The organism is Chitinophaga vietnamensis (assembly GCF_902167635.1).
Lineage (GTDB): Bacteria > Bacteroidota > Bacteroidia > Chitinophagales > Chitinophagaceae > Chitinophaga > Chitinophaga vietnamensis.
On record NZ_CABHMS010000005.1, the window covers coordinates 59,991 to 76,896 of the forward strand.

General features: G+C 51.1%; 10 protein-coding genes. 9 read left to right on the plus strand and 1 reads right to left on the minus strand.

Annotated features, from left to right (window positions below):
* The first annotated feature begins 147 nt into the window (after positions 1–147).
* The 5 genes from FPG75_RS14450 to FPG75_RS14470 all read left to right on the plus strand — a co-directional run bounded on the left by FPG75_RS14450 (position 148) and on the right by FPG75_RS14470 (position 7,562).
* Positions 148–2,727, plus strand: coding sequence for a phosphoenolpyruvate carboxylase (locus FPG75_RS14450; RefSeq protein WP_143307580.1), 2,580 nt, complete (start codon positions 148–150; stop codon positions 2,725–2,727).
* Positions 2,728–2,977: 250 nt separating this feature from the next.
* Positions 2,978–4,390, plus strand: a complete 1,413-nt coding sequence (gndA, locus tag FPG75_RS14455; protein WP_143307581.1) for an NADP-dependent phosphogluconate dehydrogenase — start codon at positions 2,978–2,980, stop codon at positions 4,388–4,390.
* A 32-nt stretch (positions 4,391–4,422) separates the two neighbouring features.
* Positions 4,423–5,928, plus strand: a complete 1,506-nt coding sequence (zwf, locus tag FPG75_RS14460; RefSeq protein ID WP_143307582.1) for a glucose-6-phosphate dehydrogenase — start codon at positions 4,423–4,425, stop codon at positions 5,926–5,928.
* Positions 5,929–5,987: 59 nt separating this feature from the next.
* Positions 5,988–6,713 (plus strand): 6-phosphogluconolactonase, encoded by a 726-nt coding sequence (gene pgl, locus FPG75_RS14465; RefSeq protein WP_143307583.1) that lies wholly within the window; start codon positions 5,988–5,990, stop codon positions 6,711–6,713.
* 81 nt (positions 6,714–6,794) lie between these two features.
* Positions 6,795–7,562 (plus strand): amidohydrolase family protein, encoded by a 768-nt coding sequence (locus tag FPG75_RS14470; protein ID WP_143307584.1) that lies wholly within the window; start codon positions 6,795–6,797, stop codon positions 7,560–7,562.
* Here the strand turns inward: FPG75_RS14470 and FPG75_RS14475 are convergent.
* The gene (locus tag FPG75_RS14475) at positions 7,559–9,142 is read right to left on the minus strand and encodes an FMN-binding glutamate synthase family protein (protein ID WP_143307585.1); all 1,584 of its coding nucleotides are present in this window, start codon (positions 9,140–9,142) and stop codon (positions 7,559–7,561) included. The two genes, FPG75_RS14470 and FPG75_RS14475, sit on opposite strands and share 4 nt — an antisense overlap.
* Positions 9,143–9,224: 82 nt before the next feature.
* Between FPG75_RS14475 and FPG75_RS14480 the strand changes: the two genes are divergently transcribed.
* The 4 genes from FPG75_RS14480 to FPG75_RS14495 all read left to right on the plus strand — a co-directional run bounded on the left by FPG75_RS14480 (position 9,225) and on the right by FPG75_RS14495 (position 16,748).
* The gene (locus FPG75_RS14480) at positions 9,225–9,824 is read left to right on the plus strand and encodes a M949_RS01915 family surface polysaccharide biosynthesis protein (protein WP_143307586.1); all 600 of its coding nucleotides are present in this window, start codon (positions 9,225–9,227) and stop codon (positions 9,822–9,824) included.
* 167 nt (positions 9,825–9,991) lie between these two features.
* The gene (locus FPG75_RS14485; RefSeq protein WP_143307587.1) at positions 9,992–12,598 is read left to right on the plus strand and encodes a family 20 glycosylhydrolase; all 2,607 of its coding nucleotides are present in this window, start codon (positions 9,992–9,994) and stop codon (positions 12,596–12,598) included.
* Between the two features lie 79 nt (positions 12,599–12,677).
* Positions 12,678–14,849, plus strand: a complete 2,172-nt coding sequence (locus tag FPG75_RS14490) for a carbohydrate binding family 9 domain-containing protein (protein ID WP_236652794.1) — start codon at positions 12,678–12,680, stop codon at positions 14,847–14,849.
* A gap of 12 nt (positions 14,850–14,861) precedes the next feature.
* The gene (locus tag FPG75_RS14495; RefSeq protein WP_236652795.1) at positions 14,862–16,748 is read left to right on the plus strand and encodes a 7TM diverse intracellular signaling domain-containing protein; all 1,887 of its coding nucleotides are present in this window, start codon (positions 14,862–14,864) and stop codon (positions 16,746–16,748) included.
* The last annotated feature ends 158 nt before the right edge of the window (positions 16,749–16,906 follow it).

The following is a 16,906-nucleotide window of genomic DNA, read 5'->3' on the forward strand; positions in this document are numbered from 1 at the left end:
TTATTAGATATTATTTAAACATTTTATAATTCCATAAAAAAATAATCAAAAAATAAAGCTTTTGATATATAAACAACTAAACAGAATAATTATTAATTTAACGCCCGCTTAGTTCTCATCTTCAGCCAATTTAAATGGATATATCGTATGGAAGCGCCGGTAAATAATTCGCTGCAACAGTTTAAGAACCTTGTTGGTACAAAGTTTCAGCTGTATAATAGTCTTTTTACCTCCCTGCCTTTTCACCGGGTAGAGAAAACGGGTATATTCCTGTCCCTTTTTCTTCTGCACTGCGAAGAGCACTATGCCAAGGGCAGCAGCCCCCAGGAGATCATGGACGCATTTTTTGAGCAGTATACCGGTTTCCAGGATGAACGGCAGAAAATCGATCTGCTTTTCCGTTTTATTCAATATGCCGAACGGCAGGTGGTATTGTTCGATGCGCTCGAAGATGCCGCTTTCCGCTATATCCGCGACCTGCAAGGCGCCGGCACCCTCCGCCACCTGCAATCAGAAGTGATGCAGGAACAAGCCCAGGAGCAGCTGAAAGAAAAACTGAAGGACTTTTCCGTGAGGCTCGTACTCACCGCACACCCTACACAGTTCTATCCCGGTGAAGTGCTGGGCATCATCAACGACCTGGCTAAAGCGCTTATCGACGATAATACGGCGCAGGTGAACATGTACCTGCAACAACTCGGCAAAACGCCTTTCTTCAAAAAAGAAAAACCCACGCCATATGATGAAGCCATCAGCCTCATATGGTTCCTCGAAAATATTTTTTACCAGGCCGGCGGCCGCATCATGTCTTTCCTGAATGCGCAGTTTCCCGACGCAGTGAATGCCGGCAATGGCGTGCTGCGCATGGGATTCTGGCCCGGCGGCGACCGCGATGGTAACCCCTTCGTAACGGCCCCCACAACCGTGGCCGTGGCAGCAGCGCTCCGGGAGTCTATCATGAAATGCTATTTCCGCGAAGTCCGGAATCTCAAACGCCGCCTCACTTTCAAAGGGGTGGAAAATGTAGTGGGCGCTCTTGAGGCCAAGCTCTCACGCAATATTTATCTCACCGATCATAAAGCAGATATTACCAGCCAGGAAATACTGGACACGCTCTCGGCTATACGAAAAACGATCGTGGAAGAACACAATGGCCTCTTTGTGCACCTGATAGATAACCTCGTGAGCAAAGTGCAGATATTCGGCCTGTTCTTCGCTACTCTGGATATCCGCCAGGACAGCTCCGTGCACGTGGCGCTACTGGATGATATCGCCGCCAGCACCGACCTGCTGCCGAAAAATTATTCCACCCTCAGCGATGCCCAGAAAGTGGCCACCCTGCTGAAAGTGAACCGACAGGTAGATCCGGCGCAGTTATCCATACCATTGCATAAAGACACATTGGAGACCATCGCCGCCATCAAAAATATACAGGCCGCCAACGGAGAAGAAGGCTGCAACCGCTATATCATCAGTCACAGTACCAGTGAACTGAACGTGATAGAAGTATATGCCCTGTTCCTGTTGAGCGGATGGAAGAAAGAAGAGATAACAGTAGATATTGTGCCGCTCTTTGAAACCATCGACGACTTGCGCCGTGCCGGCCAGGTGATGAAAGCGCTGTATGAAAATGAAGATTACCGCGCACACCTGCACCGCCGCCAGGGTTACCAGACCATCATGCTCGGTTTCTCCGATGGTACCAAAGACGGCGGCTATCTGATGGCCAACTGGAGCATCTACAAAGCGAAAGAAGAACTCACCGCTATCTCCAAGGAATACGGTATCAACGTCGTGTTCTTCGACGGCCGTGGCGGCCCTCCGGCACGTGGCGGCGGAAAAACGCACCAGTTCTATGCTTCCATGGGACGCAATATTGCCAATAAGGAAATACAGCAAACGATACAGGGGCAAACCGTCAGCTCCAACTTCGGCACTGTGGATGCCGCACAGTTCAATATGGAGCAATTGGTACATGCCGGTATCAGTAATGAGTTGTTCTCTTCCCGCGAGGTAACGCTTACACGAAAAGAGGAGCAACTGCTGCAATCCTTGGCAGATGCGGGTTATGAGGCTTATAATAAATTAAAACTGCATCCTTATTTCCTCGCTTACCTGGATCATGCCAGCCCCTTGCGCTACTATGCAGAGGCTAATATTGGCAGTCGCCCGAGCAAACGCAATGCCTCGGCCAAACTGAACCTGAACGATCTGCGCGCCGTTCCCTATGTAGGCGCCTGGAGCCAGCTGAAACAAAATGTGCCCGGCTATTACGGCGTGGGCAGCGCTTTGCAGCAGCTCGATCAAAAAGGCCAATGGGAAGAAGTGGATCATCTCTATAAACATTCGCTCTTCTTCCGCACCTTGCTCGATAACTGTGAGATGGCGATGAAGAAAAGTTATTTCCCGCTCACCGCTTATCTGGCCAAACATCCGCAATATGGCGAGGTATGGCAGAAGATCTATGACGAATATGAATTGACCCGCAAATACCTGCTCCGCCTGAGCGGCGAGGCAGAACTGATGGCCGGAAGCCCGATCGATCAGTTGTCTATCCAGATGCGCGAACGCATTGTGTTGCCTTTGCTCACCATTCAGCAATATGCGCTCACCCGTATCCGTGAACTGGATGCAGATGCCGCTAATGGCGCCGGCAAAGAGACGTATGAGAAGCTCGTGATGCGTTGCAGCTTTGGTATCATCAACGCCGGAAGAAACTCCGCGTAGTGGCTCGCAAAGCAGCGTAAGCAGCAAAGCAGCATAAGTTGCGCTGCGCGCTGTGGAGAGATCGATTTTTTATTTCGCGATATAGAAAATAACTATTTCTTAATGGCGCGCGCAGCGCGCCTTATGCTGCTTTGCTGCTTACGCTGCTTTGCGAGAAAAAAACGCACGCGCAGCGGGCAGTTGCACCCTTTGCGCGAAATTGATAATTCTTTTCTACTTTTACATCTCCATTTAAGTAACTACTCTTCTTATGGCAAACAGCTTATATGATTTTGGAATGATTGGCCTGGGAGTAATGGGTCGCAACCTCTTGCTCAATATGGCTGATCACGGCTTCTCCGTTATCGGTTTTGATAAGGACGCTTCAAAAACAGCCGCATTGGAATCTGCCGCCACCGCCGGCACCAACGTTAAAGGCGTAGCCGAACTGGCTACCATGGTGCAGATGCTGGAACGCCCACGCAAGCTGATGATGCTCGTCCCCGCAGGACAACCCGTTGACGACGTAATTGCCTCTCTGCTGCCGCTGCTGGAGCAGGGCGACGTAGTGATCGACGGTGGTAACTCCCACTACACCGACACTTTACGCCGCGTAAAATATCTCCGCGAAAAAGGTATCCACTTCATGGGTATCGGCGTTTCCGGTGGTGAAAAAGGCGCACGTACCGGCCCGAGCATCATGCCAGGCGGAGACCTCGAAGCCTACGCTAAAGTAAGACCCATGCTGGAAGCCATCGCGGCCAAAGTAAAAGATACGCCCTGCGTAGCCTACCTCGGTAAAGAAGGCGCAGGCCACTACGTGAAAATGGTGCATAACGGTATCGAATATGCGATCATGCAACTGATCAGCGAATGCTATGAAATGTTGCAGCAAGGCGCAGGCCTCAACAACGATCAGCTCCATGAAGTGTTCAAAAGCTGGAACGACGGCGTGCTCCAGTCTTTCCTCGTAGAGATCACCGCAGATATCTTCCTCAAGAATGATGATAAAACCAGTCAGCGCCTCGTAGATGTGATCTCCGACAAAGCCGGCTCCAAAGGCACTGGCAAATGGACCTCACAGGACTCGATGGAACTGCCGGTAGCCGTTCCCGTGATCGATACCGCGGTAGCCATGCGCACCCTCTCCGGCTTCAAAGAGCAACGCACACAGGCCGCCCAGCTGTATGCAGAACCGGAAAACAAGATACACGCCACCGCAGACATGTGGATCAAACAAGTGCATGATGCCCTGTACTTCGCTACCATCCTGAGCTACGCACAAGGCCTGGCTATGCTGCACGAAGCCTCCCGCGAACTGCAAATGGAAATACCACTGCCGGAAGTAGTGAAAGTATGGCGTGGTGGTTGCATCATCCGCTCTTCCCTGCTGGAAGTGTTTACACAGGCTTATCAGCAAAATACCAATCTGCCTAATATCCTGCTCGACAAGGGCGTGGCTTACCTCGTGAAATCCGTAGAGGCAAACACCCGCAGCGTAGTGGCGCAAGCCGCACAGGCAGGCATTCCCGTGGCAGGGCTGATGTCGGCATTGTCGTACTTCGATGCATTCCGCACGGAGCGCATGCCCACTAACCTGATTCAGGCCCAGCGCGACTACTTCGGTGCACATACCTATCAGCGCATTGATATGCCAGGTACTTTCCACACCGAATGGCAGTAATATTCAAAGCAATTCATTTTTTAAATTAATATATGCAGATCCATAAACGCCCACCTGCCACCATCCTCTTTATCTTCGGCGGCAGCGGCGATTTAAATTACCGGAAACTTACGCCTGCGCTATACAATCTGTTCCTCGACGATTGGATGCCCGAGCAGTTTGCCATCGCAGGCCTGGGCCGCAGTCCATATAGTGATGATGAATACCGTGGACACCTGCTGGAAGGTATCAGCAAATTCTCCCGCCGTAAAGGCGAACAGAATGGCCATTGGGCCGACTTCAGCCAGCATGTGAATTATTTGCAGATGGATGCAGAAGATCCCGCGGCTTACGCTAAACTCACCGACTACGTAAAACAGAAAGAAAGCGAATGGGGCGTACATCCCACCGTGATCTTCTACCTGGCCGTAGCGCCGCAACTGGTGCCGAATATCGCTACCAGGCTGGGCGCGCTGGACCTCTGCTCCGATAAACATTGCACCCGCATCGTGATCGAAAAGCCTTTCGGCCACGACCTGAAAAGCGCACATGAACTGAATGAGCTGCTGGCAGCAAGGTTCACAGAAGAACAGATCTACCGCATCGATCACTACCTCGGTAAAGAAACGGTACAGAACATCCTGGCCTTCCGCTTTGCCAACGCACTGTTTGAGCCGGTATGGAACCGTAACTTCATCGAGTACGTACAGATCACCGCCGCTGAAAGCGTAGGCCTGGAGGGCCGCGGCGGTTATTACGAAAGAGCCGGCGCCCTGCGTGACATGGTGCAGAACCACATCCTGCAAATACTTTGCATGATCGGGATGGAAGCCCCGGTATCTTTCGATGCCAATGAAATACGTAACAAAAAAGTAGATGTGCTCAACGCCATCCGCCGCATCACTAAAGATAAAGTACACGAATACGCCGTTCGTGGCCAGTATTCAGGCGGCTGGATGAAAGGAGAAAAGGTAACAGGCTACCGCCAGGAAAAAGGCGTAGACCCCAATTCCAACATCGAAACATATGCCGCTGTTAAATTCTATATCGATAACTGGCGCTGGCAGGGCGTTCCATTCTATGTGCGCACCGGTAAATACCTGCACCAGAAAGCGACCAATATCGTGATCCAGTTCAAGGAAGCGCCTCACTATGCTTTCCCTGAAGAAGCGGCTCAAACATGGCGCCCCAACAGGCTCACCATCAGCATACAGCCGGAAATGGATATCCGTATCCGCTTCCAGGCCAAACGCCCCGGTCAAACCATGACCCTCGACCCGGTGGATATGACCTTCAACTACGATGCCGCCAACGGCGAACACGCACCGGAAGCATATGAAACGCTGCTGCTGGATGTAATGGAAGGCGATGCCACCCTGTTCATGCGCGGCGACCAGGTAGATGCTGCCTGGAAGGTGATCATGCCCATCCTAGAAACATGGGAAAACCGCAGCCCGCAAGACTATCCCAACTATGCACCCGATTCATGGGGCCCCGACGATGCAGACGCGCTCGTTGCCCGTGATGGTCACAGCTGGATCAATCTTCCTTCGAAATAAATATACTTTCGCCCACCACTACTACAGCGGTGGGCGAAAATATTTCTAATTCACATCTTATGGAACTACACATCGCGAAAGATCCGGCACAGCTCAGTGAAAATGTAGCCGCATGGATCAGCAACTACATACAGGAAGTGCTCCAGGATCAGGAGCATTTTACATTCGTATTATCAGGCGGCAATACGCCCAAACAATTGTATGCCCTGCTCGCCAAAGAGCCATACAGCCAGATCATTCCATGGGAGAGAGTACATTTTTTCTGGGGAGATGAAAGGGCGGTGCCTTTTGAAGATGACCGCAACAATGCACGCATGGCGTTTGAGGTGCTCCTCAATAAAGTACCGGTAAACCCCGAGCATATCCACGTGATGCGCACAGATATCGCCCCGGAAGCGGCTGCCGCGGAATATGAGGCGATACTGAAAAAATATTTTGATGATGAGGAAGAGGATACCTTCGATCTCGTATTATTAGGAATGGGAGATGACGGGCATACCTTGTCATTATTCCCCGGTACACCCGTGGTACATGAACACGATGCCTGGGTGAAAGCATTCTTCCTGCAGGCGCAGGATATGTACCGCATCACTCTCACTGCGCCCTTGGTGAACCGCGCTTCCTGCGTAGTGTTCCTCGCTACCGGCTCCGGCAAGGCCATCACTTTGAAAAATGTGATCGAAGGCACCTTCGATGCAGAAAGATATCCTTCCCAGCTCATCAGGCCGCAGGACGGCGAACTGCACTGGTTCGTTGATGAAGCGGCTGCCGCAGCCATGGACTGATCTTTATAAATATGTGGCGCCACCGCGCCACATATTTGTATCAGGATTATTTCGTAGCTTGTGTATCATAAGCGATGAGATATGTTTGAAAAGCCCGTATTTGATGCACACCTGCACATCATAGACCACCAGCACCCCTTGCAGCCCAATCAGGGATATTTGCCACCTGCCTTTACTGTTGCGGATTACCGCGAGCGGACAGCCTCACTGCATATCAGCGGCGGCGCCGTCGTGTCAGGCTCTTTCCAGGGTTTTGACCAGGGATATTTATTGGATGCATTGAAAACATTAGGACCCTCTTTTGTAGGCGTAACACAGGTCCCCGCCACCACCGCCGATGAAGAGATCATCTCCTTACATCAGGCAGGCGTACGCGCAGTGCGCTTTAATGTGCAACGCGGCGGCTCTGAAAGCATCAAATATCTCGAAAAACTCGCACTGCGTGTATACGAGCTCGTTAAATGGCATGTAGAACTCTATATCGATTCCCGGCAACTGCCCAGCATCTCCACCACCCTGCGCAAATTGCCAAAAGTAGTGATCGACCACCTGGGCCTCTCCAAAGCCGGCTTTAAATATTTATTGCCCTTGGTAGAAAAAGGCGCCATCGTAAAAGCCACCGGCTTCAGTCGCTGCGATTTTGACGTAGTTACCGCCATGCGCCAGATCACCGCCATCAATACCGCCGCTTTGATCTTCGGCACCGACCTGCCTTCCACCCGTGCGCCACGGCCCTTTGCTGATGCGGATCTGCAACTGGTACAGAAAAGTTTTTCACCTGAGCTGGCTGAAAAGATCTGTTATACCAATGCGGTAAATCTTTACCAGCCAGCGCAGGTGCAGGTTTAATTCCAGCTGTCAACGCTTGCTTCATCAATGACCTGCTTCAGTGGCTCCGGAGCCGCTCCGTTGAGCAATGCGCCCGGCGCGGTGCTGGGATAGATATCCTCAAAAGTACGTACCTGGTTCATGAACACCCGGCGGAACATATGCCGGCGCGTTACTGCATGGATGTCGTTCAAACCTGCTGCTGCAGCCAGTTCCACGGCACTCTCTATCGTATCGCGGTGGTAGTTGGCTACGCGGTGTTTTTTATCATCTACCACAAGGCCGGCCATCAGCCATTTATCCTGTGTGGCCACGCCCGTAGGGCATTTGTTGGTATTGCACTGCAAGGCCTGGATACAGCCGATGGCCATCATCATAGCACGGGCGCTGTTGCAGGTATCGGCGCCAAGAGCCAGCGCACGCAGGATATGATAGCCCGTAAGCACTTTACCGGAGGCGATCAGCTTCATCTCTTTTCGTATACCGAAGCCCGTTAGGGTATCATGTACAAAAGCCAATGCATCCATCAGGGGCATGCCTACGGAGTTGGAGAACTCCGGTGGCGCTGCGCCGGTACCGCCCTCGCCGCCGTCAACGGTGATGAAATCGGGATAGATATTAGTAGCGATCATGGCTTTACAGATGGCGTAGAACTCGCGCTGCTGGCCAATGCACAGCTTGAAGCCCACCGGCTTGCCTTTGCTCAGCTCCCGCATACGGCCAATGAACTGCATCATTTCCCGCGGACTGTTGAAAGCAGTATGATAGGGAGGGGAGAAGACAGTGGTATAGGGCTTCACATGGCGGATGGCCGCTATCTCCGGCGTATTCTTTGCTGCCGGTAATATGCCGCCATGGCCTGGTTTGGCGCCTTGTGATATTTTCAGCTCGATCATTTTTATCTGCGGCAGCGCTGTCTTCTCTGCAAAGAGCGCATCGGAGAAACGGCCTTCGTCGTCGCGGCAACCGAAATAGCCGGTACCGATCTGCCAGATAATATCGCCGCCTTGTTTCAGGTGAAAATCACTGATGCCGCCTTCGCCGGTGTTATGCGCGAAGTTGCCCAGTTTGGCCCCGCCGTTCAAAGCCTCTACAGCATTGGAGCTCAGCGACCCATAGCTCATCGCGCTCACGTTGAAGATACTGGCGGAATAAGGTTGTTTGCAATCTTTACCGCCGATCGTTACCCGCGGATCGGCATCCATCTTCTCGAAATCGCGCGGCTGGATGGAATGCGCCATCCATTCATAACCTTCTGCATATACGTCGAACTGCGTACCGAAAGGCTGCGTATCCAGTTCACGTTTGGCGCGCTGGTAAATGGTGGATCGGTCTACACGGTTTACCGGCCGCCCGTCAATATCGCTCTCTACAAAATACTGGTAGATCTTGGGCCGCAAGGCCTCCATCCAGTAGCGCATACGCCCTACCACCGGGTAATTGCGGATGATGGCATGTTTGGTTTGCCGCAGGTCCAGTATCCCCATTACTATTACGGGCAATACCAGTATGAGCAACCACCATACCCAGGGGAAAAACATTCCCAATACAATAATCAATAGCAGGCTTCCACATGAAAATCCGATGAACCCTTTTATCATATGTTGATCGTTATTTGTTTAAAGTTAAAGAATAATCAGCAGCGACAATCTTCCTATATTTGTCGGGCTATAACGCATGTTTATGAAAGAAAGACTAGCACTGATGTTTGTTATCCCCTTGCTGGTGGCAGCTTTTAGCGCATCTTCACAACAACGGGAACTGAAGGTGACGGTGCCGAAGCCTGAGGAGATAGAGGCGGATTTTCCCGGCAGGTTAATACAGGCTTACGAGATCGGTGATGCCATGGGCCTTCACCAGTTCATTCTCTCCCAGGAAGAAAAGATCACACCCACCGATACCATGGGCACCGTGATACATGCCTATAAATATACACACGACCATGGCGGATTGTTGCTTCGCTGGGAGGTGAAGGAGGCCGCCCCAGGCCCGCTCACCGCGGTTTTCTTCGATGAAAAAAAGACCAGGATCGTGGATATCGATCACGATGGTGAAGCAGAAACCATCTTCGTATATTATTGCTGGCCCGATGGGCTCGACCCCGTTACCATGAAGATGATGGTACACTACAAAAACAAAAAGTATGCGATCCGCGGCAGTTTCCCGCAACAGGAAGGCGATCAGCCAGTGAAAAAAATGGATGCTGCATTCGATGATATTCCGCCGGTCATTAAGGTCTATGCATCAAAATACTGGGACGAGATAGTGGCATCGCACCGCTAAGTGACCAGTAGCTTGCTTATTTGAGGATTAGTGACTATCTTACAAGATCGCCACAAATGGTGGCATTGACACAACTGCGAAGATATGCCATCAGATTTGCCTACACTGCTACAAACAACTTGTCGCACCTCATATAATCCGTACTATTTAATTTAATGTTAAGACACATGACCAGGCTTAAACATTTCACAAAACTGGTGGCCGCTTCGGCATTCCTGGCCAATTCCATTGGAACAGCCCATGCGCAGCAAACACCTTTCGACGCTACTAAATTAAGGACCAGCTGGGAAGTGGTAGAAAATAACTACCAGGGAAAAGCGGAGTTCCTATCTACCTTCACGTTTATCAACACCGGCGGCAAAGCCTTTCCTGCAAAGGGATGGCAACTGTATTTCAATTTCGTGCGGAGTGTGAAAGAAGGGGTGATACCTGGCAATATTAAAATAGATCATGTCAATGGAGACCTTTACCGTTTGTCGCCCGCCGATAATTTCGCCGGTATCGCTCCTGGCGATTCGCTGAAAGTGAACATGGTGGGCGATGCCTGGGCAGTGAACTTCACCGATGCGCCCGGCGGCCTGTACCTCGTATGGGAACAGCATCCGGAAAAAGGTATCTCCCTCACAGATTATGCGATTCGCCCTTCCAGTACGGCCCGTCAGCTGATGCGTTACCCCGGCGATAAAAGCGCCGTCGTAACGCCCGGCGAGATATTTAAGCAGAATGCTGCCATCAAAAATATTCCTGCTAACCAGCTGCCGCCGGTTTTCCCGACGCCAGTATCCTGGACCATGCAGAGCGGCGCCTTTGTGATGGATGCGCCTCCGGTGATCAACGCTGATCCGCAGCTGGACTCAAGCGCTCAATTCCTCCATAACGAGTTACTAACGTTACTGGGTAAACGAAATACCGGCAAGGCCACTATCAAATTACAACTGGATGCCTCGCTGGCCGCCAGCGCCTACAAGCTGGATGTGACGCCGCAAGGCATCACCATCGCCGCCAGCGGCAATGAAGGCGCCTTTTATGCAATACAATCCCTGAAATCCCTCATATCACCTGCGGCATGGACCGGTGTGCAGAAATCTATCAGCATACCGGCTGTGCAGGTGACCGATCATCCCCGCTTCAGTTACCGCGCCTTCATGATCGATATCGCGCGTAACTTCCACAACAAACGCGACCTCCTCCGCATCATTGATGTGATGGCGCTGTACAAACTCAATGTGCTGCATTTTCACTTCAGCGACGACGAAGGCTGGCGCCTGGAAATACCCTCACTGCCGGAACTGACGCAGGTAGGCGCCAAACGCGGCCACAGCGTGGACTTCAAAGCCATGCTGCCGCCTTCTTATGGCTCCGGCCCGGATACTACCAATACTGCCGGTACAGGATACATCTCCCGCAAGGATTTTGTAGAGATATTAAAATATGCAACGGAAAGGCATATACGTATTTTACCGGAGATCGAAACGCCCGGCCACGCCCGCGCAGCAGTCAAATCCATGGAATACCGCTACCAGCGCCTGATGGCGGCTGGCAAACAAAAAGAGGCAGAGGAATTTCTGCTCACCGATCTCCAGGATCAATCACAATACCACTCTGTACAGGACTGGAATGATAACGTTATGAATGTGGCCTTGCCATCTACCTACCGCTTTCTCGACAAGATCGTGGAAGAGTTACAGTCGATGTACAAAGAAGCCGGCGCACCGCTGACCGCTGTTCACATGGGCGGTGATGAAGTGCCGAATGGCGCATTTGAAAAGTCTCCCGCTTGCGCAGCCCTGATGCAGCAGGATGCCTCCATCAAAAATGTAAATGACCTCTGGTATTATTACTACCGCAAAGTAAACGACTTGCTCAAGGCCCGCGGCCTCCAAACAGCGGCATGGGAAGAAGCCGGCATGCGCAAAACATCTATGGACGGGCAACACGCCAGCATCCCCAATCCTGATTTCGTGAACGATAACTTCCAGCTTAACGTGTGGAATAACGTGATCGGCGGCGGCCAGGAAGATCTTTCTTACCGCCTGGCTAATGCTGGCTATAAAGTGATCCTGTCGGGCGTGAGCAATTTTTACTTCGATATGGCTTACATGAAATCTTTCGATGAGCCAGGCTTCTACTGGGGCGGCTTTGTAGATATCGATAAACCTTTCTACTTCATACCTTTCGATTACTATAAAAATCAAAAGGTGGACGGCAAAGGCGATCCTGTCACATCCGCGCTCTTCGTAGGAAAAGACCGCCTCACCGGCTTTGGTCAGTCGAACATCCGTGGTATCCAGGGACTGCTGTGGAGTGAAACCGTGACCTCTTCCGAACGCATGGAATACATGATGCTGCCCAAATTGCTCGGCCTCGCAGAACGCGCATGGGCGCAGGATCCCGCCTGGGCTACCGAAAAAGATACGGCTAAAGCAGATGCCATGTACCAGCAAGCCTGGAGCGTTTTCACCAACGTGATGGGCAAGCGCGAAATGCCCCGCCTCGATCACTATAGCGGCGGCTACAACTGGCGCATCCCCACTGCCGGCGCCATGGCGGAAGACGGCGTAGTGAGCGCTAACGTGCAGTTCCCCGGCCTCGTGATCCGCTACACCACTAACGGCGACGAACCTACGCTGAAAAGCCCCGTATATAATGGTCCGGTAAAAGCTGCCGGTAAGCTCGTGAAATTCCGGGTGTTCGATACCCGCGGCCGCAGCAGCCGCACTACCGCTATCAAGGTGCCGGTACCAGACACACAAGTGAAAAGTAATAAGTTGTAATAAATAGCACGGCCCCGCAAGGGGCCGTGCTATTTATTACAACTATAATTTACTATTTTGTTTGTTCAACCTTGAAACTGTGCGTATAATTCCACGTTTATTATGCTGCCTGCTGGCCCTTCCTGCCATGGCGCAGAAAAAAAATGAATCCTTCAAACTGCCCATCCGCAGGGCCATTTCACCGATCAAAATAGACGGAGTAATGGATGAAGCAGCCTGGCAAGAAGCCGCAGTAGCTACCGATTTCCACATGGTATTACCAATGGATACCAGCAAAGCCCGCCTGCGCACGGATGTGCGCATGACCTACGACCAACACCATCTCTACATATTTGTAGAAAACTATACCGCCGGCGAAGGGCCTTACATGGTGGAATCATTGCGCAGAGATTTCGCCTTCCTGAAAAATGATAACTTCATCTTCTTCATGGACCCCTTCGATGACCAGACCAACGGCTTCTCTTTCGGCGCCAACGCCGCCGGCGCACAATGGGACGGCCTTATGTACGATGGCGGAAAAGTAGACCTCAGCTGGGATAACAAATGGACATCTATCGTGAAGAATTACGATGGCAAATGGGTGTTTGAAGCAGCCATCCCTTTTAAGACCATCCGTTATAAAAAAGGGATCAAAAGCTGGGGCATCAACTTCAGCCGCAATGATCTCAAAACAACAGAGAAATCAGCCTGGGCGCCCGTGCCACGGCAGTTCCCAACTGCCTCGCTGGCCTACACCGGCACGCTGGAATGGGACTCCGCGCCACCGCCCGCAGGACCCAATATCTCCATTATCCCTTACCTGCTCGGCGGAGTATCCAAAGATTTCGTGAAGGGCGACAAAGCCTCCTGGCGCCGCGATGCAGGCCTCGACGCTAAAATAGCCGTTACCTCTTCTCTCAATCTTGATCTCACCGTGAACCCCGACTTCTCACAAGTAGATGTGGACAAGCAAGTCACCAACCTCGATCGCTTTGAATTATTTTTCCCGGAGAAAAGACAGTTCTTCCTCGAAAACGGCGACCAGTTCTCTAATTTCGGCTACAGTACCATCCGGCCATTCTTCTCACGCCGTATCGGTTTGGGAGCGCCTATTCATTTCGGTGCACGCCTCAGCGGGAAACTCAATAAAGACTGGCGCCTCGGTGTGATGAACATGCAAACAGGCGCGAAGAGCGAGATTGGCCTTCCCGCGCAGAACTTTACTGTGGCGGCTTTGCAGCGACGCATGTTCTCCCGGTCCAATCTCGGTTTTATCTTCATCAACAAAGAATCTGTCAACTACGATCCCGCAAAAGTGGTGGACCAGCCCATATATTCACGCTATAACCGCAACATGGGACTGGAATACAACCTGGCATCGTCCAACAATTTCTGGACAGGAAAAGCGCTCTTCCTGAAATCGTATAGCCCTGGCAAAAGCGGCCATGATATGGTGCATGCCGCCAACCTCCAATACACGAGCAAGGTCTGGAACATTGGCTGGGCGCATGAATACGTAGGACGTAACTATAATGCAGAAGTAGGATATGTGCCGCGGCAGGGATATATTAAAATGGCGCCGCAGGCTACCAGGCTGTTCTTCCCGCTGTCGGGGCCCGTGTTGAGCCATGGCCCGCAGCTCACCACCACCTGGTTCTTCAATGAAAATTTCCATCGTACAGATAATGAAACCATGCTGAACTATGGCATCGTTTTCCGCAAACGTAATACATTGAACATCTGGGCATCCAATACCTATATCCGGCTGCTGCAGAAATTTGATCCTACCAATACGGGGAAAGATAGTCTGGCCGTGGGTTCGCAGCATAACTGGAATACCGTGGGACTGGACTATGTATCGAAACCGCAAAGCCTTTTCACCTATGCTTTCTCTGCGCGCTATGGCGGTTATTACGACGATGGCCATCGCCTGATGCTCAACACAGACCTCGGATACCGCTTCCAGCCTTATGTGAGCATCGCGCTGAGCGCGAATTACAATAAAATCAATCTCCCTGAACCCTGGGGCAACAACTCTTTCTGGCTCGTAGGCCCACGCCTCGATGTAACGATGACCAATACCCTGTTTTTCACCGGCTTCCTGCAATATAACGAGCAACAGAAGAACATGAACGTGAACACCCGCTTCCAGTGGCGTTACCGGCCGGCGTCGGATCTTTTTATCGTGTACACCGATAACTATCTGCCCGAGCCTTTTTACGTGAAAAATCGTGCATTGGTAATAAAACTGGTATATTGGCTGAACATTTAATGTTCCGGTGTTGTGAAAAATATAACCAGCTTGCTATGCCTGCTGCTGTGGATGTGTGGCAGGACCTATGCTCAACAGGTAGTAAAGATCGACAGTGCTGTAAATGAGCATATATTTACTTACGGAGAGATCGATTACCTGGAAGATCCCACAGGGAAACTGAGCTTCGGCCAGGTGCGCAGCATCCCGTATGATACCCTGTTCCGGGCCAATAACCGCAGCACCCCGCAAAATGAAAATCTCGGCAGCACTTATTGGTACCGCGTGCGGGTACAGCATAACAGCGCCGTGCAGCAACATTATATCCTCGAATTTTTTGATCAGACGATCGATCACATCACCGCCTGGATGCCCGACAGTTTGGGGCATTACCATGCCATTCAAACCGGCGACGATTTCATTTTCAGCCGCAGGCTCTTTGCCCACAAGAATTTCGAGCTGCCGGTAGATAATAATCACAACAAGGAAAGCGTGTATTATTTCCGCGTCTACTCCCGGCAAACAGCTGATGTGATCATCGTATTGCGCTCCGTGAACCGCTTTGTAGGATATGCGCTCAGCGAATATTTTTCGTTCGGGCTGTTCTATGGCATGATCCTCATTTTCAGCTTTTACAACCTGATCATGTTCATCGCCATGCGGCAGCGACAATACCTGTATTATGTATTGTATAACCTGAGCGTGGCCTTGTACGAAATGTGTACCGATGGTATTGCTTACCAGTACCTGTGGCCGCATTCGCCCGCCTGGAACCAGTATGCCTATGCAGTGCCGCTGTGCGGCATGAGCATATTTGCACTGTTGTTTACCCGCAAGCTGCTGAACGTAAAGGTGCGGGCGCCTTTGCTCAACAAGCTGATTGTAGGCATCATCATCGCCAGGATAGCATGGTTTATCATTTGTGCAGTGGCGGACCCTTTCCTGTTCACTTACAAGTTCATAGAGGTGATACCCTTGGCAGTGGCCTTTTACACAGGTATTTACACCTGGGCGCGCGGCTACCGGCCGGCCCGTTTCTTTGTGCTGGGCTACAGTTTCCTCTTCATTGGCTTTATGCTGAAATTCTTTATCATGCTGGGTTACGAATGGCTCAACTTCGGCGTTATCAGTTATTACAGTCTGAGTTTCTGTTTCATTTTGGAGATGTTCTTTTTATCATTTGCGGTGGGAGACAAGGTGAGATGGATGAAGCGCCAGAAAGACAAAGTACAGCGGCAGATGATGCGGCAGATGATAGAAAATGCGCGACTGAAAGATACGCTGAATAAAGAACTGGAAACGCTGGTGCAGCAACGTACCCGTGAGTTGTCCGAACAATCCGCGCTGGTGGCTTCGCGCAATGAGGAACTGTTGCAGGCCAACGAATTATTGCAGCAACAGGCCGAAGAGATATCGCGCATGAATGCCTTGCTGGAGCAGGATAACAAGCAGCTCACCACCAATGTGGAAAAGGTGTCGAGGGCAAGGGCCTTGTCGGCGCCGGTAGACTTCGAAGAATTTTCCAAAACCTATCCCGATAAAGAAAGTTGCTTCCGGTTCCTCGCCGATCTGAAGTGGAATGAAGGATATAGCTGCCGCAAATGCAGCAATGAACAGTATTTCAACGGGCATCAGCCTTTGAGCCGCCGTTGTACCAAATGTGGTTATGAAGAGTCGGTGACGGCCAACACCATCTTTCAGAACAGCCATATCCCTATTACCAAGGCCTTTTACATGACCTATCTCGTGTATTCCTCCAAGGGAAAGATCTCTTCGCATAAGCTGTCGGATATGGTGGATATCCGGCAAAGCACCTGCTGGAGCTATGCCAGCCGCATCACAAAGATGATGGCCGAACGGCAGAAAGAGCTGAAGCAAGGGCAGGGTGGCTGGAGCCGCCTGGTGCTCATTAAAGATTGATATACATGTGATAACACCAGTCGTCTTTATTGTTAACAGATACCCCGTTAAGAAGTAATTAACAATCTGCGGTGATAATCAGATTATCATTGCACCACAAAATTGCTCATAAGTCCCCCTTTTATATATTAATCAGAGTTCTGCAAATGTTTTCATTT

Excerpts from the sequence above, each read along its gene's own strand:
- FPG75_RS14450 (WP_143307580.1), top strand. The coding sequence starts at position 148 with ATGGAAGCGCCGGTAAATAATTCGCTGCAACAGTTTAAGAACCTTGTT.
- gndA (WP_143307581.1), top strand. The coding sequence starts at position 2,978 with ATGGCAAACAGCTTATATGATTTTGGAATGATTGGCCTGGGAGTAATG.
- zwf (WP_143307582.1), top strand. The coding sequence starts at position 4,423 with ATGCAGATCCATAAACGCCCACCTGCCACCATCCTCTTTATCTTCGGC.
- pgl (WP_143307583.1), top strand. The coding sequence starts at position 5,988 with ATGGAACTACACATCGCGAAAGATCCGGCACAGCTCAGTGAAAATGTA.
- FPG75_RS14470 (WP_143307584.1), top strand. The coding sequence starts at position 6,795 with ATGTTTGAAAAGCCCGTATTTGATGCACACCTGCACATCATAGACCAC.
- FPG75_RS14475 (WP_143307585.1), bottom strand. The coding sequence starts at position 9,142 with ATGATAAAAGGGTTCATCGGATTTTCATGTGGAAGCCTGCTATTGATT.
- FPG75_RS14480 (WP_143307586.1), top strand. The coding sequence starts at position 9,225 with ATGAAAGAAAGACTAGCACTGATGTTTGTTATCCCCTTGCTGGTGGCA.
- FPG75_RS14485 (WP_143307587.1), top strand. The coding sequence starts at position 9,992 with ATGACCAGGCTTAAACATTTCACAAAACTGGTGGCCGCTTCGGCATTC.